Source organism: Dickeya aquatica (assembly GCF_900095885.1).
GTDB lineage: Bacteria > Pseudomonadota > Gammaproteobacteria > Enterobacterales > Enterobacteriaceae > Dickeya > Dickeya aquatica.
Map to the genome: position 1 here is coordinate 1 of NZ_LT615367.1, position 21518 is coordinate 21518.

Consider the following 21518-nt stretch of genomic DNA (forward strand, 5'->3'; position numbering starts at 1 on the left):
TAATATACTTATCCACAGAAGAAAGCGAAAAAAAATTATATTTTGAGTAATTCAGCCCACGTTTCCAGCCACTCCTGAGCTGGATCTTCGGGAATGTCATGCTGCGTGACGTCGATCTTCAATACTTCGCCGATCCGGCGTGCGCCCAGCGCCTGCATGAGTTGATCGACTTTCTCGACGGCTCCGCAGAAGGTGTCGTATTCGCTGCTGCCGATTCCTATTGCACCGTAATTCAGGCCGGATAAATCGGGTCGTTGTGTGGCAAGGGCATCATAAAAAGGTTGCAGGTTATCTGGCAGGTCGCCTGCGCCGTGTGTGGATGTGACCACCAGCCATAATCCGCCCGTTGCAACGTCATCCAGCGCAGGCCCATGCACGAGCGTGGTGGAGAACCCTTCTTGTTGCAGCAGAGATTCAAGATGTTCGCTAACGTACTCGGCACTACCAAGAGTGCTGCCACTAATAAGGGTTATGTCAGTCATACGCGCTCCCACCTGATTAAACGACGGCACATTGTACGCTGTGATCAGGGTGGGATCTACCTGTGGATAATAGGGGGATAGTAAAAAAGTCTCAGGGTGCGATGGTACGCATGATCGGGTTTTGCAGTGAGATCAGAGTTTCGGTGGATTGAATTTCATCAATTGTTTGGATCTTGTTGATAAGTACATGCTGTAGCGCATCAATGGAGCGACACATGACCTTGATGAAAATGCTGTAGTGCCCGGTGGTGTAATACGCTTCTACCACTTCTTCCAGGTTGTTGAGTTTCTCCAGCGCTGAGGGGTAATCTTTGGCGCTTTTGAGGATGATGCCAATGAAACAGCACACATCGTAGCCCAGTTGTTTCGGATTCACCGCCAGACGGGTACCCAGAATAATCCCTGCCTGCTTCATTTTCTCTACCCTGACATGAATGGTGCCAGGACTGACACTGAACAGTTTGGCCAGTTCGGCATAAGGTGTGCGGGCGTTCTCCATTAAGGCATTGAGAATGCGGCGGTCGAGTTCATCCAAGGTATAGATGTCGGGCATGGTGTGAATCCCCAAAGGTTGGGCTGTAAAGGCTTGTCTGAGCGTTTTACTGGTTCTGGTGATAGCAATCAATCATCACGAAAGGTGATGGTGGTGTGGATTGCGGCTGATTCAACTGGCAAGCGGGACGTTATCGTGTTGAAAACGACGCAGCAGGCGGCTTTTCAGACTGGTGTCAAAACGCCAGATGTGATCGAAAATGCGCAAGATCCCAGGTTTACCATGAGCAGACATGGCCACGGCATGAAAACGGTGCTGTAAGTGATGCTGACGGTGTTTTATCTCATTGACCAGATCTTCAGGCAGGCGCTGGGCAATAAAGTCAGAAATGATAACGGCATCAGCATCTTGCCATTGTGGTGTATCCATCTTATCCAGCAGGGATGACAGACAACCGGCCAGATCGGTACCGCCGCGAAAGGTTTGGCTTAAGAAGCGGATCGCTTCTTCCAGCCCGTTTTCTGAGGTCAGGTCATAGCTGACTATGCCGGTGGAAAATAGCATGATGTAGCAACGGCGGTTATCAGCCAGCGCAATCCGCATCAGTGCCAGGCAAAACGCCTTGGCGCAACGTTCATTAAACCCGCCCATCGAACCTGAGGTATCAACGCAGACGATAAAAGGGCCACGCGGCTGTTGCTCGTTATGCTGATGAATCACCGGGCGCTCCAGCGTTTTCTCCCGCCAGCTTTCCCCCTGTAGCCGGTAGGTCAGCAAGCGGTGTTCGGACAGCCGACGATAAAACTCAAATTCCAGCTCGCTAATCCCTAATGTGGACAGTTCGGTGGGCAATAATCTCAGAATGTCATCGCTTTGGTGGACACCGCTCACCTGCTCCGGGGTAAAGGCCGGTTCCTGAACCATTATCTGAAATGGCTCTTTGGGGGCGTCGTGACTGAGTACGGATTGGGTTTCCCGGCTGCGCCCCAGCCGTTCAGCGAGGCGTTGCAGTTCGGGCTGCTGCTGTAAAAATGCGCCAGTTTCAAGCAGACCGCTGAGCGATTGCTTCATACGTTTGCTGGCAGAAAGATCCCATAGCCGACCGGCCGCCGTGTCATTTTCTGCCAGCACCGGCTCCAGTGCTCCGCTGATGGTCAGGCGTTTTTGGATCTCATCGAGCAATAGATCACGCTCTTGTTCCATAACTTGCTGATGCAGATTGAGTGTCTGTAACGTCAGGCTAAGACGCCAGCGTTGCATAAACAGGCCTTGCTGACTGCTGCTAATGGTCGAGGCGGCTGCGCGCGATGCCGATTGTATTAACTTCTCGGCCTGATTGAGAAAAGGCGAATCCACATGATGCAGTGTGGAGAGGATATCAGGCAGATGAGTCTGAAAGGTCTGTTCGTTAATCAGTTGGGTTTGCTGATAGCAGCTAAACTCTTTTTCCAGCTCAGGCGGAGCCTGAGTTCCGCGTAGCCGTTGACGCAGATTTTCTTTCCACTGCGGCATGTCACGCATAACGGCTGTTTTCAGTCGCGGGTACTTATCAAAAAACATCACCAGCTGTGGCGTCGCCATCAGAGTGACGATAACGTCATCCAGCAGATCGTTTTCATCGATGGATAACAGCATTTCCAAAGACTCCAGCGTCAGCATGACTGTTACTCCCGTTTTGACTGCTCTATTTGTTCATCGACCATCTGTAGGCTTTCTTCAATTTTGGCAAGCCATTCGCGGGGAATAAACAAACAGGGCTGGTGGCGTTCAAACTGCCTGCGTTGTTCACGCAACTGGATTTTCAGTGTGTCATATTCCTGAACTATCTCTTGGGGCAGCTCGGTTTTCATGACTCCGGGGAGCGATAATATGGCGCTTTGCAGGCTGATATCGCGAATAATCAGATGCTGACGTTCATCAATGTCCATATCCAGCCGTTGAGAAAATCCAACCCCATTGAGTTTACCGCGTATCTCTGCGCCTTTTTGTAACCATGCTGCCAGCGCTTCGCGTTCAAAGACCACATGTGTGACGGTGTGGTCATGTAAAAGCAGCGGTTTTTGTAACACCAGCGTCAGCTCCGGTGAGCTGACGCTTTCTGGTAAGGAGTGGTGGGGCTTACGGCCGAAAAAATTAACCTGACGCTCGACTTTGAACGCTTGTTGATCGCTTTGCTGCTGCTGATATTGCTGGCGTTTGACATCCAGTTGCTGCAAGCGGAACAGCAATGTGCGTTGTTGATAGGCCTGTTCGCACATAATTTGTTGGAGTTGTTGTTCGACTAAATGATAAGAGCCGAGGTCATGCCACAGGCAATCTTTTAACAAGATAAGGTCGATAGGGGTAATGCTTTCACGCCCGCTAAAAAAAGCGCACGCTTGCAGTAAGCGAATGGCTTTCTTCCAGCGCCTGTCAGACACGTAGGGCGAGCCTTCCTGGGTATCAAGCTGTTGTCGCAGTTGATAAATCAGTTCAAAACAACTTTCTGGCAACGGGATGGTCTCAATATGAGATTGCCACTGCTGATATTCTTCATCGCTGATACTCAGTGCCGGGCTGACCAGGTTATCTTGCTCACTCGATGAGGTGCTCAACATCGCGCGGAAATTGTGCTTATCCTGTACTCTATCGAGCCAGACGCGAATCAGCATACGGTCATACAGCGCTTCCAGACTGCTATCGGCTTCTGGCAGTTCGTTAGAGGCGGTGACCAGCAGGCGCATGGGAATCGGCTCTTCACTGTTGCCGTTACGAAAGCGGCGTTCGTTGATAGCGGTAAGCAGCGTGTTGAGGATGGCCGGGCCCGCTTTCCAGATTTCATCAAGAAAGACGATTTCCGCTTCGGGTAAATAGCCCGTGGTCAGGCGCTGATACCGCCCTTCGTCTTTGAGAGCCTGAATAGACAGCGGGCCGAAAACTTCTTCGGGTGTTGAGAAGCGGGTCATCAGATATTCGAAGGCGCGTGCATGACGGAAGGCATATTTAAGACGTCGGGCTATCAGGCTTTTGGCGATACCCGGCGGGCCGAGCAGAAACACGCTTTCACCGCTCAGTGCGGCCAGCAGACAGAGTCGAACAGCATGCTGCCGTTCATAAAGACCGTGTTCGAGAGCATGGCTCAAACGAGAGATACGCTCGGCCAGCGCTGTTGGTTGTATCATGATTAATCCGTCGTTGCTGAGTATCGCCGTCGGGAAGCGTAAGAAAACTCTGAGAAGCGTACGTTTTCTGCCTTAGCCATACATTAATTATTGTCACCATTGAATGCGTTAATCAACAAACGCGGTCTGCTCGTCAAGGGTACGCTAGCTATATTAAGAATGGGCTTTTAACGTGATTTGTGCATACTGTGCGTTTTCGGGTCAATGACAGCAAAATAAGGCTCGAATTGTTAATAAATTGATAACAGAAGAAAAGGTTTATGAGTTCAGAACATAAACGTTCACTTCCGGCGATCACGCTGGCTGCAATAGGGGTGGTATATGGTGATATTGGCACCAGCCCTCTTTATACGCTCAGAGAGTGTCTCTCCGGACAGTTTGGTTTTGGGGTTGAACCCGATTCGGTCTTTGGCTTTCTCTCCCTGATTTTCTGGCTGCTGATACTGGTGGTGTCATTAAAGTATCTCAGCTATGTCATGCGTGCCGATAATGCCGGTGAAGGTGGCATTCTGACATTGATGTCGCTGGCTGGTCGCAATACGTCGGATAAAATGACCGCTGCTGTGGTGATTATGGGGCTTATCGGCGGCAGCTTTTTTTATGGCGAAGTGGTGATTACTCCCGCCATTTCGGTAATGTCGGCCATCGAAGGGTTGGATATTGTCGCCCCGGCACTCGATACCTACATCGTGCCGATTTCCATCGTCGTGCTGACTTTGCTGTTTATGATTCAAAAGCACGGCACCGGCCGCGTCGGCAGCCTGTTTGCCCCTATTATGACCGTGTGGTTTTTAACGCTGGGAATACTGGGCGCGCGTAGCATCATTGCCAATCCTGAAGTGCTTCAGGCGCTGAACCCCAAGTGGGCTATTAATTTCTTTATTCAATACAAAACCGTGTCGTTTTTTGCCCTCGGCGCGGTGGTGCTGTCCATTACCGGGGTTGAGGCGTTATATGCCGATATGGGGCACTTTGGTAAGTTACCCATTCGTATTGCCTGGTTTTCTGCGGTGTTGCCGTCGCTGGTGCTTAACTATTTTGGCCAGGGCGCGTTACTGTTGAAAAATCCAGAAGCCATCAAGAACCCATTTTTCCTGCTTGCGCCGGATTGGGCTCTGATTCCGCTATTGGTGCTGGCGACGCTTGCGACCATTATCGCTTCTCAGGCGGTGATTTCTGGTGTCTTTTCCCTGACGCGCCAGGCGGTTCGGCTGGGGTATCTGCCACCGATGCGCATTGTCCACACCTCGGACATGGAGTCCGGCCAAATCTACATTCCGTTCATTAACTGGCTGTTGTATGTGGCGGTAGTGATTGTGATTGTCAGCTTTGAACACTCCAGCAATCTGGCGGCGGCCTACGGTATTGCAGTGACGGGCACCATGGTGCTGACCAGCATTCTGTCGTGCACGGTGGCGGTAAAAAACTGGAACTGGTATCGCTATTTGGTCTGGCTACTGCTGGCCGCCTTGCTGATTATCGATTTACCCATGTTCCTGGCGAATGTGGTGAAAATCATTTCCGGTGGTTGGCTGCCGCTGGCGCTGGGGCTGGTGATGTTTGTTATCATGACCACCTGGAAGAGTGAGCGTTTTCGCTTGCTGCGCCGTATCCATGAACATGGTAATTCTCTTGATGCCATGATTGTCTCGCTGGAGAAAAACCCGCCGGTGCGAGTTTCCGGCACTGCGGTGTATTTATCGCGGGCAACCCATGTTATTCCCTTTGCGCTGTTGCATAACCTCAAGCACAACAAAGTGCTGCATGAACGGGTGGTGCTGCTGACCATGAGAACGGAAGACGCACCTTACGTACATAACGCGCGTCGGGTATCGGTCGAGCAACTCTCCCCCACTTTCTGGCGTGTGGTCGCAAGCTACGGCTGGCGTGAAACGCCCAACGTGGAAGAGGTGTTTCATCGCTGCTGGCAGGATGGTTTGACCTGCCAGATGATGGAAACCACCTTTTTCTTGTCAAACGAGTCGCTGATGATGGGTAAACGCGCCTGGTATCTGCGCATTCGCGGCAAGCTGTTCATGATGCTTAGTCGTAATGCCCTGCGTGCGGCCGACCAGTTTGAAATTCCCCCCAATCGCCTGATTGAATTAGGTATTCAGGTAGAAATTTGACTATCAGCCCGACCCTGAGATGACAAGGCTCCCGTTCACGGGAGCTTTTTTTTCGCTATGCAGAACGCGCCGGGTATCGCGCCCCCTTTTAGTTGCTTTTTGTCGTTTCTGTTACGCCAACGAAACGTTTCGATAACGATCACATTTTTATCAGATAGTGATTGCCTTCTGGGCGTCTTTTTCTACACTTACCGTACAAGCGAAACGTTTCGCTAGCAGGGTAAATAAAAATGAAAAAAGGTGCGTTACTGAATTCTGATATTTCATCCGTGATTTCCCGGTTAGGGCATACCGATCAACTCGTGATCGCCGATGCCGGCCTGCCAATTCCGGATACCACGACCCGTATCGATCTGGCATTAACCCATAATGTGCCTGGCTTTTTGCAGGTATTGAATGTGGTGACAGCGGAGATGCAGGTCGAAGCCGCCATTCTGGCGCAGGAAATCATCGAGAAGAATCCGCAACTCCATGACGCATTATTGAAGCAATTAGCACAACTCGAACAACACCAGGGAAACACCATTTCACTGCATTACGTCAGTCATGAAGCGTTTAAACAACAAAGTGGTAAAAGCCGCGCCATTATTCGCAGCGGAGAGTGTTCTCCCTATGCGAATGTGATTCTTTGCGCTGGCGTAACCTTCTGAGGTAGCGATGCAACCTTTACTGCAATTGCAAGGCATCACCAAAACCTTTCCCGGCGTAAAAGCGTTATCCGGTGCAGCCCTGAACGTTTATCCGGGTAAGGTGATGGCGTTAGTGGGGGAAAACGGTGCCGGTAAATCCACCATGATGAAAGTGCTGACCGGTATCTATCGAAAAGACGCCGGCAGTATTCATTTTCTCGGTAACGAAGTGGATTTCAGCGGCCCGAAAGCGTCGCAGGAAGCGGGTATCGGTATCATCCATCAGGAACTGAACCTGATCCCTCAACTGACGATTGCGGAAAACATCTTCCTTGGGCGTGAGTTTACCAACCGTCTGGGGCGTATAGACTGGAAGCGGATGTACGCGCAAGCCGACATCCTGCTCAAACGACTTAACCTGCGTTATGACAGCCGCCTTCTGGTGGGGGAATTATCGATAGGCGATCAGCAAATGGTTGAAATTGCCAAAGTGCTGAGTTTTGAGTCTCAGGTCATCATTATGGATGAACCGACAGACGCGCTGACCGATACCGAAACCGCCTCGCTGTTTAGTGTTATCAAGGAATTGCAGTCTCAGGGGTGCGGCATTGTGTATATCTCCCACCGCCTGAAAGAGATCTTTGAAATTTGTGATGATGTTACGGTATTTCGTGACGGCCAGTTTATTGGCGAACGCCCGGTCAGCGCGTTACAGGAAGATTCACTGATTGAAATGATGGTGGGGCGCAAACTGGAAGATCAGTACCCACGATTAAATCAGGCTCCCGGCGATGAGCGTTTGCGCGTTGAGGCACTTAGCGGCCCAGGGGTGAATAACATCAGCTTTACGCTACGCAAAGGTGAGATTCTGGGGGTGGCAGGGCTGATGGGCGCAGGCCGTACCGAGCTGATGAAAGTATTATATGGCGCACTTCCCCGCACCCAGGGCAGTGTCTGGCTGGATGGTAAAGCGGTGATAACCCGTACCCCGCAAGATGGGCTGGCTAACGGTATCGTCTATATTTCCGAAGACCGTAAACGAGATGGTCTGGTGCTGGGCATGTCGGTGAAGGAAAACATGTCGCTGACGGCATTGCGCTATTTCAGCAATGGTATTGGCTCGCTGCGCCATGCTGATGAACAGCAAGCGGTGGACGACTTTATCCGCATGTTCAATATCCGTACCCCCTCTATGCTGCAACCTATCGGGTTGTTGTCCGGTGGTAACCAGCAGAAGGTGGCTATAGCCCGGGGGTTAATGACGCGTCCGAAAGTGTTGATTCTGGACGAGCCGACCCGTGGCGTCGATGTCGGGGCGAAAAAAGAGATCTATCAGTTAATCAACCAGTTCAAACAAGAAGGGTTGAGCATCATTCTGGTGTCATCGGAAATGCCCGAAGTGTTGGGGATGAGCGATCGTGTGATTGTGATGCACGAAGGGCACCTGAGCGGTGATTTCCCGATTGAACAGGCAACACAGGAAACGCTGATGGCGGCGGCCGTTGGTAAGCAATACGGCGTAAAGCAGGAGTAAGTCAGACATGAGTTCTCAAATAATCACGGCAAGGCGCTGGTTCAGCAAAGAGTGGCTGATGGAGCAAAAATCATTGATAGCCCTGCTGATTTTGATCGCTGTGGTGTCTTCAATGAGCCCCAATTTTTTCACCCTGAATAACCTGTTCAATATTCTGCAACAGACATCAGTGAACGCCATCATGGCGGTAGGGATGACATTAGTCATTCTCACCTCTGGGATTGATCTATCGGTGGGATCGTTGCTGGCGCTGACGGGGGCCATCGCGGCTTCCCTGGTCGGCCTTGAGATTAATGCATTGGTCGCGGTCGTCGCTGCGCTGGCGCTAGGGGCGGTAATTGGCGCGGGTACAGGCGTTATTATCGCCAAGGGCCGGGTGCAGGCGTTTATCGCTACCTTGGTAATGATGCTGCTGTTACGTGGCGTCACGATGGTCTACACCAACGGTAGCCCGGTTAACACCGGTTTTTCTGCCGCAGCCGATACCTTAGGGTGGTTTGGTATTGGCCGACCTCTTGGTGTGCCGACGCCGATTTGGATTATGGCGGTGGTCTTTCTGGCCACCTGGTACATGCTGCACCATACCCGCATCGGCCGCTATATCTATGCGCTGGGTGGAAATGAGGCCGCGACCCGTTTGTCAGGGATTAATGTTGATAGGGTCAAGGTTGTCGTCTATTCGTTATGTGGTTTGCTGTCGGCGCTGGCGGGCATTATTGAAGTCGCTCGCCTGTCTTCGGCGCAACCCACAGCAGGGACAGGCTATGAACTGGATGCCATCGCAGCGGTGGTGTTAGGGGGAACAAGCCTGTCTGGGGGTAAAGGACGTGTAGTAGGAACGTTGATCGGTGCGCTGATTTTAGGCTTTCTGAACAACGGGCTTAACTTGTTAGGTGTATCTTCTTACTACCAAATGATCGTCAAAGCGGTCGTTATTTTGCTGGCGGTTTTGGTTGATAACAAAAGCAGTAAATAACTTTCTATCCATACAGGAATTGAAATATGAATCTGAAGAAGATTGCTACTCTGGTTTCCGCTGTTGCCCTGAGTGCGACTGTCAGTGCGAATGCGCTGGCCAAGGATACCATTGCTCTTGTTGTTTCCACGCTGAATAACCCGTTCTTCGTTACGCTAAAAGACGGCGCGCAAAAAGAAGCGGATAAACTGGGCTATAACCTGGTGGTTCTGGATTCGCAGAACAACCCGGCCAAAGAGCTCTCCAACGTGCAGGACTTAACTGTTCGCGGCACCAAACTGCTGCTGATTAACCCGACCGATTCCAACGCTGTGGGTAATGCGGTGAAACTGGCTAATGAGGCCAAGATCCCGGTTATTACGCTGGACCGCGTTGCTGCCAGCGGTGAAGTTATCAGCCATATTGCTTCCGATAACGCCTTTGGTGGCAAAGTTGCCGGTGATTTCATCGCGAAAAAACTGGGTGAAGGTGCCAAAGTGATTCAACTGGAAGGCCTGGCCGGTACTTCAGCCGCTCGTGAGCGTGGCGCGGGTTTCATGAAATCCGCAGAGAAAAATAAATTTGCCATGCTGGCCAGCCAGCCGGCGGATTTTGATCGCACCAAAGGTCTGAATGTCATGCAAAACCTGCTGACTGCCCATCCTGATGTGAAAGCGGTGTTTGCCCAGAATGATGAAATGGCACTGGGTGCGCTGCGTGCGCTGCAAACAGCTGGCCGTGACGATGTAATGGTCGTTGGTTTTGACGGTACGGCTGATGGCGTGAAAGCGGTAGAAGGCGGCAAATTAGCCGCAACCGTGGCACAGCGTCCTGAACAAATCGGCATCATTGGCGTTGATACCGCCGATAAGGTACTGAAAGGCGAAAAAGTACAGCCTATCATTCCGGTTGATTTGAAACTGGTTGCCAAACAGTAAGTGCTCTTAAGCAATTAAGGCAAAGGCAGTACCGCGCCACTTTCGGGTGGCGCGTCATCAACATTGAGGTTCATGGTAATGAAAGCAGGCAAGCTGGTAGTCTTGGGCAGTATTAATGCTGATCATATTCTCAATCTGTCGCAATTTCCCCGGCCGGGCGAAACGGTGATCGGTAAACAATATGGCGTGGCATTTGGCGGAAAAGGGGCCAACCAAGCAGTCGCGGCTGGACGAAGCGGCGCAGACACTGAATTTATTGCCTGCGTAGGTGCTGATGACATCGGTGAGCGTATTCGCCAGCAGTTGATCAAAGACCGGGTTGATGTGTCTGCGGTTGAAGCTGTCGCGGGGCAGACCACCGGCGTTGCGCTGATTTTCGTCAATGGTGATGCTGAAAATATGATAGGCATCCATGCCGGTGCGAATGCCGCGGTAACGCCCGATTACCTCAAGCGTTATCAGCAAAAAATCATCGATGCTTCGGCTTTGCTGATGCAACTCGAATCACCTCTGGAAACCGTTATCGCGGCCGCACGTTTGGCACACGATAATGACACGTCAGTCATACTTAACCCAGCGCCCGCCTGCCCGTTACCGGATGAACTGTTGGCGTTGGTCGATATGATAACCCCCAATGAAACCGAAGCGCAGATCCTGACCGGGGTGACGGTAAAAACAGAAGCAGATGCGCAACAGGCCGCGCAGGTATTGCATGAAAAAGGCATTCCCACAGTATTGATTACACTGGGGAGCCGCGGAGTATGGTTAAGTGAACAGGGCCACGGGCAGCGTATTGCTGGTTTTCGTGTCAATGCGGTGGATACCATTGCTGCTGGCGACACATTTAATGGCGCACTGGTCACGGCGCTACTGGAATCTCAACCAATGGATGTCGCGGTTAAATTTGCCCATGCGGCGGCGGCGATTGCCGTTACGCGTCACGGTGCACAACCCTCCGTTCCCTGGCGTGAAGAAATTGATGCTTTCCTGAATGCACAGGAGTAATCCTTGGCGACGATGAAAGACGTGGCCCGTCTTGCCGGGGTATCCACGTCCACGGTTTCCCACGTTATCAACAACAACCGCTTTGTCAGCGATGTCATTCGTGCAAGAGTGATGAAAGCGGTTGAGCAACTGAACTACGCGCCATCTGCGCTGGCGCGTAGCCTTAAAATCAATCAGACCCGCACCATCGGCATGTTGCTGACGGCCAGTAGTAACCCCTTTTACGCCGAGGTTGTGCGTGGTGTCGAGCGCTGCTGCTATGAGCGTGGCTACAGCCTCATTCTGTGTAATACGGAAGGTGATCATCACCGTTTAAGCCGTAGCCTGGAAACACTACTGCAAAAGCGAGTGGATGGACTACTGGTGATGTGTACGGAAAGCCATATGCCATCGCCTGAGATTATCCGTCGTTATCCTTCTATACCTATGGTCATGATGGACTGGGCCCCCTTTGAAGGCAGCAGTGATGTTATTAAAGATAACTCCCTGCAAGGCGGCGAGATGGCAACACAATACCTGATTGCGCAGGGCTATCGTAAAATTGCCTGTATTGCTGGCCCCCAAGATAAAACGACGGCGCATAACCGTCTCGAAGGGTACCGTCAGGCGATGCATGCGGCGGGATTACCTATCCCGGCTAATTATGAAGTGATGGGGGATTTTGAATTTGAAGCGGGTTTTCGCGCGATGCAGCAGTTATTGACGTTACCAGAACCCCCTGACGCTGTTTTCACCAGTAACGATGCTATGGCTGTCGGCGTTTATCGTGCGTTATATGATGCTGGCTTGACTATCCCCGATGACATGGCCGTCGTCGGTTATGATGATATTGAACTGGCCCGATATATGGCCCCACCCTTAACCACCGTTCATCAGCCTAAAGATGAATTGGGGGAACTGGCGATTGATACGTTGCTCTACCGCCTTGAACATCCTGATATCGAGCACAGTGTTCTGGTTTTAACGCCGGAATTAATCGTTCGGGGTTCCGTAGGTAAACGAAGCTGACCGTCCAGAGAGCTTTGTTTTTATTGTTTTGTTGAAAAATACAGCGTTTTCCCAGGTAAATACCTGCTTTTGCCTGAAAAATGCGCGCCTGGTAATTTTTTTGCAATTAGGGCTTGTCAGCCCGCAGGAAGTCCCTATAATGCGCCTCCACTGACACGGCAACAGCGGCAACGCAGCGCGGTGTCAGCGAAGAAGAAACGAAAAAAAGCGTTGACTCTTCATGAGGAAAGCGTAGTATACGCCACCTCGCGACAGCAGGCTCAGGCCGGTCGCACTGCTCTTTAACAATTAATCAGACAATCTGTGTGGGCACTCGCAGGACACTTCGCAAAAACTTTTGTGAAAGTCTTGAAGAGTGACAACAGTTAATTCATTACGAAATAACAGTAAATTCTTTGAGCACCGTTTTCTTCGGAAAACACAATCAAACTTAAATTGAAGAGTTTGATCATGGCTCAGATTGAACGCTGGCGGCAGGCCTAACACATGCAAGTCGAGCGGTAGCACAAGGGAGCCTGCTCCCTGGGTGACGAGCGGCGGACGGGTGAGTAATGTCTGGGAAACTGCCTGATGGAGGGGGATAACTACTGGAAACGGTAGCTAATACCGCATAACGTCTTCGGACCAAAGAGGGGGACCTTCGGGCCTCTTGCCATCGGATGTGCCCAGATGGGATTAGCTAGTAGGTGGGGTAAAGGCTCACCTAGGCGACGATCCCTAGCTGGTCTGAGAGGATGACCAGCCACACTGGAACTGAGACACGGTCCAGACTCCTACGGGAGGCAGCAGTGGGGAATATTGCACAATGGGCGCAAGCCTGATGCAGCCATGCCGCGTGTGTGAAGAAGGCCTTCGGGTTGTAAAGCACTTTCAGCGGGGAGGAAGGGGGCAGGCTTAATACGTCTGTTCATTGACGTTACCCGCAGAAGAAGCACCGGCTAACTCCGTGCCAGCAGCCGCGGTAATACGGAGGGTGCAAGCGTTAATCGGAATGACTGGGCGTAAAGCGCACGCAGGCGGTCTGTTAAGTTGGATGTGAAATCCCCGGGCTTAACCTGGGAACTGCATTCAAAACTGACAGGCTAGAGTCTCGTAGAGGGGGGTAGAATTCCAGGTGTAGCGGTGAAATGCGTAGAGATCTGGAGGAATACCGGTGGCGAAGGCGGCCCCCTGGACGAAGACTGACGCTCAGGTGCGAAAGCGTGGGGAGCAAACAGGATTAGATACCCTGGTAGTCCACGCTGTAAACGATGTCGATTTGGAGGTTGTGCCCTTGAGGCGTGGCTTCCGGAGCTAACGCGTTAAATCGACCGCCTGGGGAGTACGGCCGCAAGGTTAAAACTCAAATGAATTGACGGGGGCCCGCACAAGCGGTGGAGCATGTGGTTTAATTCGATGCAACGCGAAGAACCTTACCTACTCTTGACATCCAGCGAACCTTGTAGAGATACGAGGGTGCCTTCGGGAACGCTGAGACAGGTGCTGCATGGCTGTCGTCAGCTCGTGTTGTGAAATGTTGGGTTAAGTCCCGCAACGAGCGCAACCCTTATCCTCTGTTGCCAGCACTTCGGGTGGGAACTCAGGGGAGACTGCCGGTGATAAACCGGAGGAAGGTGGGGATGACGTCAAGTCATCATGGCCCTTACGAGTAGGGCTACACACGTGCTACAATGGCGTATACAAAGAGAAGCGACCTCGCGAGAGCAAGCGGACCTCATAAAGTACGTCGTAGTCCGGATTGGAGTCTGCAACTCGACTCCATGAAGTCGGAATCGCTAGTAATCGTAGATCAGAATGCTACGGTGAATACGTTCCCGGGCCTTGTACACACCGCCCGTCACACCATGGGAGTGGGTTGCAAAAGAAGTAGGTAGCTTAACCTTCGGGAGGGCGCTTACCACTTTGTGATTCATGACTGGGGTGAAGTCGTAACAAGGTAACCGTAGGGGAACCTGCGGTTGGATCACCTCCTTACCGAGTGAAGAGCCTGCGTGGTGTCCACACAGATTGTCTGATGAAGTAAAAGAGTCAAAAGCGTCTTGCGAAGCTGACAAGAGATGTCCCCTTCGTCTAGAGGCCCAGGACACCGCCCTTTCACGGCGGTAACAGGGGTTCGAATCCCCTAGGGGACGCCAATGACAAGACAGGTGAGTGAAAGTCACGGTCAGGGATATCCCGAAGATAACCTAAAGCTGATTAGCAATAGTCAGGTTTACGTTATCTTGCTCTTTAACAATCTGGAACAAGCTGAAAAATTGAAACGACAGCATGTGTATGAGAATGCATGTGTTGTTCGAGTCTCTCAAAAACTTGCATCCCGAAACACCTTCGGGTTGTGAGGTTAAGCGACTAAGCGTACACGGTGGATGCCTAGGCAGTCAGAGGCGATGAAGGGCGTGCTAATCTGCGATAAGCGTCGGCAAGGCGATATGAGCCGTTATACCCGACGATACCCGAATGGGGAAACCCAGTGTGTTTCGACACACTATCACACACTGAATTCATAGGTGTGTGAGGCGAACCGGGGGAACTGAAACATCTCAGTACCCCGAGGAAAAGAAATCAACCGAGATTCCCCCAGTAGCGGCGAGCGAACGGGGAGGAGCCCAGAACCATCATCGGCGTGTGTGTCAGTGGAAGCGTCTGGAAAGGCGCACGGTACAGGGTGACAGTCCCGTACACGAAGATGCACAGGCCGTGAGTTCGACGAGTAGGGCGGGACACGTGGTATCCTGTCTGAACATGGGGGGACCATCCTCCAAGGCTAAATACTCCTGACTGACCGATAGTGAACCAGTACCGTGAGGGAAAGGCGAAAAGAACCCCGGCGAGGGGAGTGAAATAGAACCTGAAACCGTGTACGTACAAGCAGTGGGAGCCTTGATTTATCAGGGTGACTGCGTACCTTTTGTATAATGGGTCAGCGACTTATATTCTGTAGCAAGGTTAACCGAATAGGGGAGCCGCAGGGAAACCGAGTCTTAACTGGGCGTTAAGTTGCAGGGTATAGACCCGAAACCCGGTGATCTAGCCATGGGCAGGTTGAAGGTTGGGTAACACTAACTGGAGGACCGAACCGACTAATGTTGAAAAATTAGCGGATGACTTGTGGCTGGGGGTGAAAGGCCAATCAAACCGGGAGATAGCTGGTTCTCCCCGAAAGCTATTTAGGTAGCGCCTCGTGAATTCATCTTCGGGGGTAGAGCACTGTTTCGGCTAGGGGGCCATCCCGGCTTACCAACCCGATGCAAACTGCGAATACCGAAGAATGTTATCACGGGAGACACACGGCGGGTGCTAACGTCCGTCGTGAAGAGGGAAACAACCCAGACCGCCAGCTAAGGTCCCAAAGTCATGGTTAAGTGGGAAACGATGTGGGAAGGCCCAGACAGCCAGGATGTTGGCTTAGAAGCAGCCATCATTTAAAGAAAGCGTAATAGCTCACTGGTCGAGTCGGCCTGCGCGGAAGATGTAACGGGGCTAAAACCATGCACCGAAGCTGCGGCAGCGACACTATGTGTTGTTGGGTAGGGGAGCGTTCTGTAAGCCTGTGAAGGTGGCCTGTGAGGGCTGCTGGAGGTATCAGAAGTGCGAATGCTGACATAAGTAACGATAATGCGGGTGAAAAACCCGCACGCCGGAAGACCAAGGGTTCCTGTCCAACGTTAATCGGGGCAGGGTGAGTCGACCCCTAAGGCGAGGCTGAAAAGCGTAGTCGATGGGAAACAGGTTAATATTCCTGTACTTGGTGTTACTGCGAAGGGGGGACGGAGAAGGCTATGTCATCCGGGCGACGGTTGTCCCGGTTTAAGCGTGAAGGTGGGTGGACCAGGCAAATCCGGTCTGCTGTCAACACTGAGGCGTGATGACGAGGCACTACGGTGCTGAAGTGACAGATGCCCTGCTTCCAGGAAAAGCCTCTAAGCATCAGGTAACATTAAATCGTACCCCAAACCGACACAGGTGGTCAGGTAGAGAATACTCAGGCGCTTGAGAGAACTCGGGTGAAGGAACTAGGCAAAATGGTGCCGTAACTTCGGGAGAAGGCACGCTCCTGTGGGTGAAGTCCCTCGCGGACGGAGCTGACGGGAGTCGCAGATACCAGCTGGCTGCAACTGTTTAATAAAAACACAGCACTGTGCAAACACGAAAGTGGACGTATACGGTGTGACGCCTGCCCGGTGCCGGAAGGTTAATTGATGGGGTCAGCCGCAAGGCGAAGCTCTTGATCGAAGCCCCGGTAAACGGCGGCCGTAACTATAACGGTCCTAAGGTAGCGAAATTCCTTGTCGGGTAAGTTCCGACCTGCACGAATGGCGTAATGATGGCCAGGCTGTCTCCACCCGAGACTCAGTGAAATTGAACTCGCTGTGAAGATGCAGTGTACCCGCGGCAAGACGGAAAGACCCCGTGAACCTTTACTATAGCTTGACACTGAACCTTGAGCCTTGATGTGTAGGATAGGTGGGAGGCTTTGAAGTGTGGACGCCAGTCTGCATGGAGCCGACCTTGAAATACCACCCTTTAATGTTTGATGTTCTAACCTGGGTCCGTAATCCGGACTGGGGACAGTGTCTGGTGGGTAGTTTGACTGGGGCGGTCTCCTCCCAAAGAGTAACGGAGGAGCACGAAGGTTAGCTAATCCTGGTCGGACATCAGGAGGTTAGTGCAAAGGCATAAGCTAGCTTGACTGCGAGAGTGACGGCTCGAGCAGGTGCGAAAGCAGGTCTTAGTGATCCGGTGGTTCTGAATGGAAGGGCCATCGCTCAACGGATAAAAGGTACTCCGGGGATAACAGGCTGATACCGCCCAAGAGTTCATATCGACGGCGGTGTTTGGCACCTCGATGTCGGCTCATCACATCCTGGGGCTGAAGTAGGTCCCAAGGGTATGGCTGTTCGCCATTTAAAGTGGTACGCGAGCTGGGTTTAGAACGTCGTGAGACAGTTCGGTCCCTATCTGCCGTGGGCGTTGGAAGATTGAGGGGGGTTGCTCCTAGTACGAGAGGACCGGAGTGAACGCACCACTGGTGTTCGGGTTGTCATGCCAATGGCACTGCCCGGTAGCTACGTGCGGAAGAGATAACCGCTGAAAGCATCTAAGCGGGAAACTTGCCCCGAGATGAGTCTTCCCTGGGAACTTGATTCCCCTGAAGGGACGTTTAAGACGAAGACGTTGATAGGCTGGGTGTGTAAGCGCAGCGATGCGTTGAGCTAACCAGTACTAATGACCCGAGAGGCTTAACCTTACAACACCGAAGGTGTTTTAGAGAGACGGAAAGAAGAGATTCAGCTTGTTCAGAGATTGGTTCGGGTGGTTGTGTGTAAGCGAAAGCGGAGCATGACGGCCGGAATGAAACGAATTTGCCTGGCGGCGACAGCGCGGTGGTCCCACCTGACCCCATGCCGAACTCAGAAGTGAAACGCCGTAGCGCCGATGGTAGTGTGGGGTCTCCCCATGCGAGAGTAGGGAACTGCCAGGCATCAAACAGAGCGAAGGGCCCGGTCGAAAGACCGGGCCTTTTGTTTTTTTTGTGGTTTGGTCGCAGAGTAGCAGGGCAAATCCGGCAGGAGCCGATTTGAGCATTGCGAAGCAACGGCCCGAAGTGTGTCAGGCAGGCACAAACGGAGAACCTCCGGCGCTAAGCGGGATAATCACCAATCACCTCGGCTGCCTCACCTCAATTACGCTGATACTTTTCTTTTGTGCAGCCAGTCTCGGATAAACACTGCTATGAGTGGTGGCTGGTTTAAATCCAGACAAAGCTTGGGATGTGTTAATGGTACATCGCTGGCTATAGCCAGTGTGCAGTCATCGATATCCATTACCTCATTATTCCCAGAGTTATGGCGGTAAAGCAGGATTTTATCGACAGATTCATGCTTAAAACCTTCTACCAGAATTAAATCCAGCGTTGAACTATCCATTCTGCTGGCCAGAAAAAACAGGTTGGGTTCTTGTTGTTCGGGTGTTTCTGTCATCAATGCCCAGCGAGTATTACTGGCAACCAGAGTTTGCCTGGCACCAGCTTTGCGTAGCTCATAACTGTCTTTACCCGGCTTATCGACATCCATATCGTGGTGAGTATGTTTGATAATTCCTACCCGTATGCCGTGCTTATTTAGCTCAGGTATTAACTGTTTGAGTAATGTGGTTTTTCCCGTACCGCTATGGGCGACAATCGCCAGAATGGGTATATCAGCCATTATTCTCTTCCTGCCAGTTAGCGAGATCTTCCGGGGTATTGAGATTGCGAAAAGCCATGGGCTGATCGGCAAATGAAACAGGTTTTGCTCCTGCGCTTTCCAGAAATAGCATCAGTTTTCGGTCACCCTTTGCCAGAAACGTATTCAGTTTATGACTCAACGAGGTGTGAATAAGTAATAATGTTGGATGTGGCCTGATACCATCGGTGGCATATATCGCCAGTGCTTCTTTGTGGTGCTGACGAAGTCGTGACACCAAATCATGAGGTAGTGCGGGAACATCACAGGGCACAAAGATGACCCAATCCGTTTTTGCTACACTCAGCCCGGTTAGTACGCCTGAAAGCGGCCCGGAAAACCCTCGATTTATATCACCTATCACCGGATAACCGCTTTGCTGATAATGTTCCTGATGCTGGTTGGCATTAATTACCAGTGTGTCCACTTGTGGCATTAGGCGTTCAATCACATGCTGATACAGGGGTTTACCTTCGAGTTCAATCAGCCCTTTGTCATTTCCTCCCATTCTGGAGGACTTCCCTCCAGCGAGAATTACACCTGTTATCATCGTCTGCTCTCTGTCATGATTTGATGTGATATTGTCGGAAAAGTATGGCGTAAGGCCAAGCTCTTTCCCCATACTAGATGGGTGGTTATTTCTTGTTGAGGGCGTATTAATGAAATGTCATCGTGTAAATGAGTTGATTGAGCTGCTGCATCCGGCATGGCAGAAAGAGCCGGACCTTAATTTGGTGCAATTTTTACAAAAACTTGCACAGGAAGCCGGGTTTGAGGGGGCGCTTAGTGATTTGACTGATGATATTCTTATTTATCATTTAAAGCTGCGTGATGCGGATAACACTCAGCCTATACCGGGCTTGCAAAAAGATTATGAAGAAGATTTCAAAACAGCATTATTGCGTGCCCGCGGCGTTATTAAAGACTGACGCCGTTTCCTGCCTTATTTCGGTATCACTGGGTGATGTTTACTATGGGTGATGCCGTATTTAATTTCCATGCACTGTCACCGGATGTCATCATGGACGCGCTCTGGTCTGTTGGCATCCGTGTTGACTCGGGGTTGACCGCACTAAACAGTTATGAAAACCGGGTGTACCAGTTCATTGATGAAGCACGACATCGCCACGTTGTGAAATTTTATCGTCCGCAGCGCTGGAATGAATCTCAGATTATTGAAGAACACCTGTTTGCGGCCGAGCTGGTTAATGATGACGTTCCTGTTGTTGCGCCATGTGCTTTACAGGGAAAAACCCTTCATGAATATGAAGGATTCTGGTTTGTCGTGTTCCCAAGCGTAGGTGGACGTCAGTATGAAATTGATAACGACGATCAACTGGAACAGGTTGGACGTTATCTGGGGCGCATCCATCAAACCGGGGGACGAAATCTGTTTTCAGCCCGGCCCACTATCAGTATTAGCGAGTATCTTGATGTGCCGTTAACGACATTAATCAATACTCACCTTATTCCTGATACGCAAAAAGCGTCGTTTCTGAGTGCGGCGACACGCTTGGTGGCTGAGGTCAAAACACACTGGCACACCAACTGGCAAGCCAGACGCCTCCACGGAGACTGTCACCCTGGCAATATTCTCTGGCGCGATGGCCCGTTGTTTGTTGATTTGGATGACGCGCGTAATGGCCCGGCAATTCAGGATCTCTGGATGCTGTTGCATGGCGAGCGTCAGGAGCAGCGCATTCAACTGGATATTTTGCTGGATGCGTATAGTGAATTTTCCTCTTTTGATGAAGCAGAACTGGCGCTGATTGAACCGTTACGTGCGATGCGTATGGTTCATTACCTCGCCTGGGTTGCTCATCGCTGGCAAGACCCCGCTTTTCCACGCAGTTTTCCATGGATGCAGGAAGCGGATTTCTGGGAAAAGCAGGCAATAATTTTTACTGAACAGGTCAGGCTGTTGCAAGAACCCCCGCTACAGCTAGTACCAATGTACTGATATTTATGGAGATAACTTTGATATGAAGAAAATATGGCTTGCGCTGGTTGGCGTAGTGTTGGCGTTTAGTGCATCAGCGGCTGATTTTTCTGATGGTAAACAATTCGCTACATTGGATAAACCGGTTACACAATCCCCTCAGGTGCTGGAGTTCTTCTCGTTTTACTGTCCGCACTGTTACCAGTTTGCTCAGGTCTACCACATTCCTGATGCGATTCAGAAGTCGCTGCCAGCGGATACAAAACTGACCAAGTATCATGTGGATTTTCTTGGCCCGCTGGGTAAAGAACTGACCCAGGCATGGGCGGTTGCGATTGCGCTTGGTGTAGAAGACAAAGTCAGCCCGCTGATGTTTGATGCGGTACAGAAAACCCAGACGGTTAATACGACGCAAGATATTCGTCAGGTATTTGTGGCCGCAGGTGTAAAAGCCGAAGATTACGACAGCGCATTAAACAGTTTTGTGGTGAAGTCTTTAGTTGCCCAACAAGAAAAAGCCGCTGCGGACTTACAACTTCGTGGCGTTCCCGCAGTTTTCGTGAACGGCAAATATATGATTAAGAGCGATGGGCTCGATACCAGCACTATGGATGGTTACGTCAAGCAATATGCTGATGTTGTGAAGTTTCTGCTCTCTCAGAAATAAGAGCTTTGTTACACCATGCGCCACACATTTGCCCTGTGTGGCGTTTTTTTTTGTAAGGAAACTACTTCGACATTATTAGCGGCGGGCGCTGCTTTTATCGTGGTTACGTTGCTGTCTTTTTTCAGATATTTTGATTTTATATCTATCCACATTAATCCAATACACCCACATTATTATTGTGGTGGTATTTTTGTTTTTAGTATTTTGATATTAAAGGGTTTTGTATTTATTCCTTATTGTTTTATCAGAATAGTTAGTACTCTGTTAATTTCTATACACAAAGTTATCCACAGATTTTTTTGCGGACTGTGATGCAAAAACCTTCATTGCGGTTCGTTAGCATTCGTTTCCGGC

16 protein-coding genes, 1 tRNA gene and 3 rRNA genes are annotated in these 21518 nt (G+C 51.0%); 14 read left to right on the top strand and 6 right to left on the bottom strand.

Going from position 1 to position 21518, the window contains the following annotated elements; translation table 11 throughout:
• Positions 1–35 precede the first annotated feature (35 nt).
• The 4 genes from mioC to ravA all read right to left on the bottom strand — a co-directional run bounded on the left by mioC (position 36) and on the right by ravA (position 4136).
• Complete coding sequence (mioC, locus tag DAQ1742_RS00005) at positions 36–482, bottom strand: FMN-binding protein MioC (RefSeq protein ID WP_035345343.1); 447 nt, start codon at positions 480–482, stop codon at positions 36–38.
• A gap of 91 nt (positions 483–573) precedes the next feature.
• A complete protein-coding gene (asnC, locus tag DAQ1742_RS00010; protein ID WP_035345340.1) occupies positions 574–1035 on the bottom strand; it encodes a transcriptional regulator AsnC in 462 nt (153 codons plus the stop codon).
• Positions 1036–1146: 111 nt separating this feature from the next.
• The gene (gene viaA / locus DAQ1742_RS00015) at positions 1147–2634 is read right to left on the bottom strand and encodes an ATPase RavA stimulator ViaA (protein WP_035345337.1); all 1488 of its coding nucleotides are present in this window, start codon (positions 2632–2634) and stop codon (positions 1147–1149) included.
• 5 nt (positions 2635–2639) lie between these two features.
• Positions 2640–4136: an ATPase RavA gene (gene ravA, locus DAQ1742_RS00020; protein WP_035345334.1), complete on the bottom strand. Its 1497-nt coding sequence runs from the start codon at positions 4134–4136 to the stop codon at positions 2640–2642.
• Positions 4137–4396: 260 nt separating this feature from the next.
• On the opposite strand from ravA, the gene kup reads away from it, so the two are divergent.
• The 11 genes from kup (at position 4397) to rrf (ending at position 17816) form a co-directional block, all read left to right on the top strand.
• The gene (gene kup / locus DAQ1742_RS00025) at positions 4397–6265 is read left to right on the top strand and encodes a low affinity potassium transporter Kup (protein ID WP_035345331.1); all 1869 of its coding nucleotides are present in this window, start codon (positions 4397–4399) and stop codon (positions 6263–6265) included.
• Positions 6266–6495: 230 nt separating this feature from the next.
• Complete coding sequence (rbsD, locus tag DAQ1742_RS00030) at positions 6496–6915, top strand: D-ribose pyranase (RefSeq protein ID WP_035345328.1); 420 nt, start codon at positions 6496–6498, stop codon at positions 6913–6915.
• 7 nt (positions 6916–6922) lie between these two features.
• A complete protein-coding gene (rbsA, locus tag DAQ1742_RS00035) occupies positions 6923–8428 on the top strand; it encodes a ribose ABC transporter ATP-binding protein RbsA (protein WP_035345325.1) in 1506 nt (501 codons plus the stop codon).
• Positions 8429–8435: 7 nt separating this feature from the next.
• Positions 8436–9404 (top strand): ribose ABC transporter permease, encoded by a 969-nt coding sequence (rbsC, locus tag DAQ1742_RS00040; protein ID WP_035345322.1) that lies wholly within the window; start codon positions 8436–8438, stop codon positions 9402–9404.
• A 26-nt stretch (positions 9405–9430) separates the two neighbouring features.
• On the top strand, positions 9431–10321 hold the full coding sequence (gene rbsB, locus DAQ1742_RS00045; RefSeq protein WP_035345319.1) for a ribose ABC transporter substrate-binding protein RbsB: 891 nt from the start codon (positions 9431–9433) through the stop codon (positions 10319–10321).
• A gap of 78 nt (positions 10322–10399) precedes the next feature.
• Positions 10400–11326 carry a ribokinase gene (gene rbsK / locus DAQ1742_RS00050; RefSeq protein WP_035345316.1) on the top strand — a complete coding sequence of 309 codons (927 nt, stop codon included), beginning with the start codon at positions 10400–10402 and terminating at the stop codon, positions 11324–11326.
• A 3-nt stretch (positions 11327–11329) separates the two neighbouring features.
• The gene (gene rbsR, locus DAQ1742_RS00055; protein ID WP_197731762.1) at positions 11330–12334 is read left to right on the top strand and encodes a ribose operon transcriptional repressor RbsR; all 1005 of its coding nucleotides are present in this window, start codon (positions 11330–11332) and stop codon (positions 12332–12334) included.
• A gap of 432 nt (positions 12335–12766) precedes the next feature.
• Positions 12767–14308: ribosomal RNA gene (locus DAQ1742_RS00060) — 16S ribosomal RNA — on the top strand.
• A gap of 85 nt (positions 14309–14393) precedes the next feature.
• Positions 14394–14469: transfer RNA gene (locus DAQ1742_RS00065), tRNA-Glu, on the top strand.
• 204 nt (positions 14470–14673) lie between these two features.
• A 23S ribosomal RNA gene (locus tag DAQ1742_RS00070) occupies positions 14674–17582 on the top strand.
• A gap of 118 nt (positions 17583–17700) precedes the next feature.
• A 5S ribosomal RNA gene (gene rrf, locus DAQ1742_RS00075) occupies positions 17701–17816 on the top strand.
• The 16S, 23S and 5S rRNA genes sit together here with 1 tRNA gene alongside, the layout of an rRNA operon.
• A gap of 202 nt (positions 17817–18018) precedes the next feature.
• Here rrf and mobB read toward each other — a convergent pair.
• Together mobB and mobA are read right to left on the bottom strand one after the other, a co-directional pair.
• A complete protein-coding gene (gene mobB, locus DAQ1742_RS00080) occupies positions 18019–18540 on the bottom strand; it encodes a molybdopterin-guanine dinucleotide biosynthesis protein MobB (protein WP_035345310.1) in 522 nt (173 codons plus the stop codon).
• The gene (gene mobA / locus DAQ1742_RS00085) at positions 18533–19108 is read right to left on the bottom strand and encodes a molybdenum cofactor guanylyltransferase MobA (protein WP_035345306.1); all 576 of its coding nucleotides are present in this window, start codon (positions 19106–19108) and stop codon (positions 18533–18535) included. Before mobA ends, mobB begins: the two co-directional genes overlap by 8 nt.
• Before the next feature lie 109 nt (positions 19109–19217).
• Here mobA and DAQ1742_RS00090 point away from each other — a divergent pair, with 109 nt between their 5' ends.
• From DAQ1742_RS00090 to dsbA, 3 genes are read left to right on the top strand one after another with little or no spacing between them, the layout of a single operon-like run.
• Positions 19218–19487: a YihD family protein gene (locus tag DAQ1742_RS00090; protein WP_035345303.1), complete on the top strand. Its 270-nt coding sequence runs from the start codon at positions 19218–19220 to the stop codon at positions 19485–19487.
• Between the two features lie 44 nt (positions 19488–19531).
• Entirely contained in the window at positions 19532–20518 is a 987-nt protein-coding gene (locus DAQ1742_RS00095; protein ID WP_035345300.1) for a serine/threonine protein kinase, read from the top strand.
• A gap of 22 nt (positions 20519–20540) precedes the next feature.
• Positions 20541–21164: a thiol:disulfide interchange protein DsbA gene (gene dsbA, locus DAQ1742_RS00100; RefSeq protein ID WP_035345297.1), complete on the top strand. Its 624-nt coding sequence runs from the start codon at positions 20541–20543 to the stop codon at positions 21162–21164.
• Positions 21165–21518 lie beyond the last annotated feature (354 nt).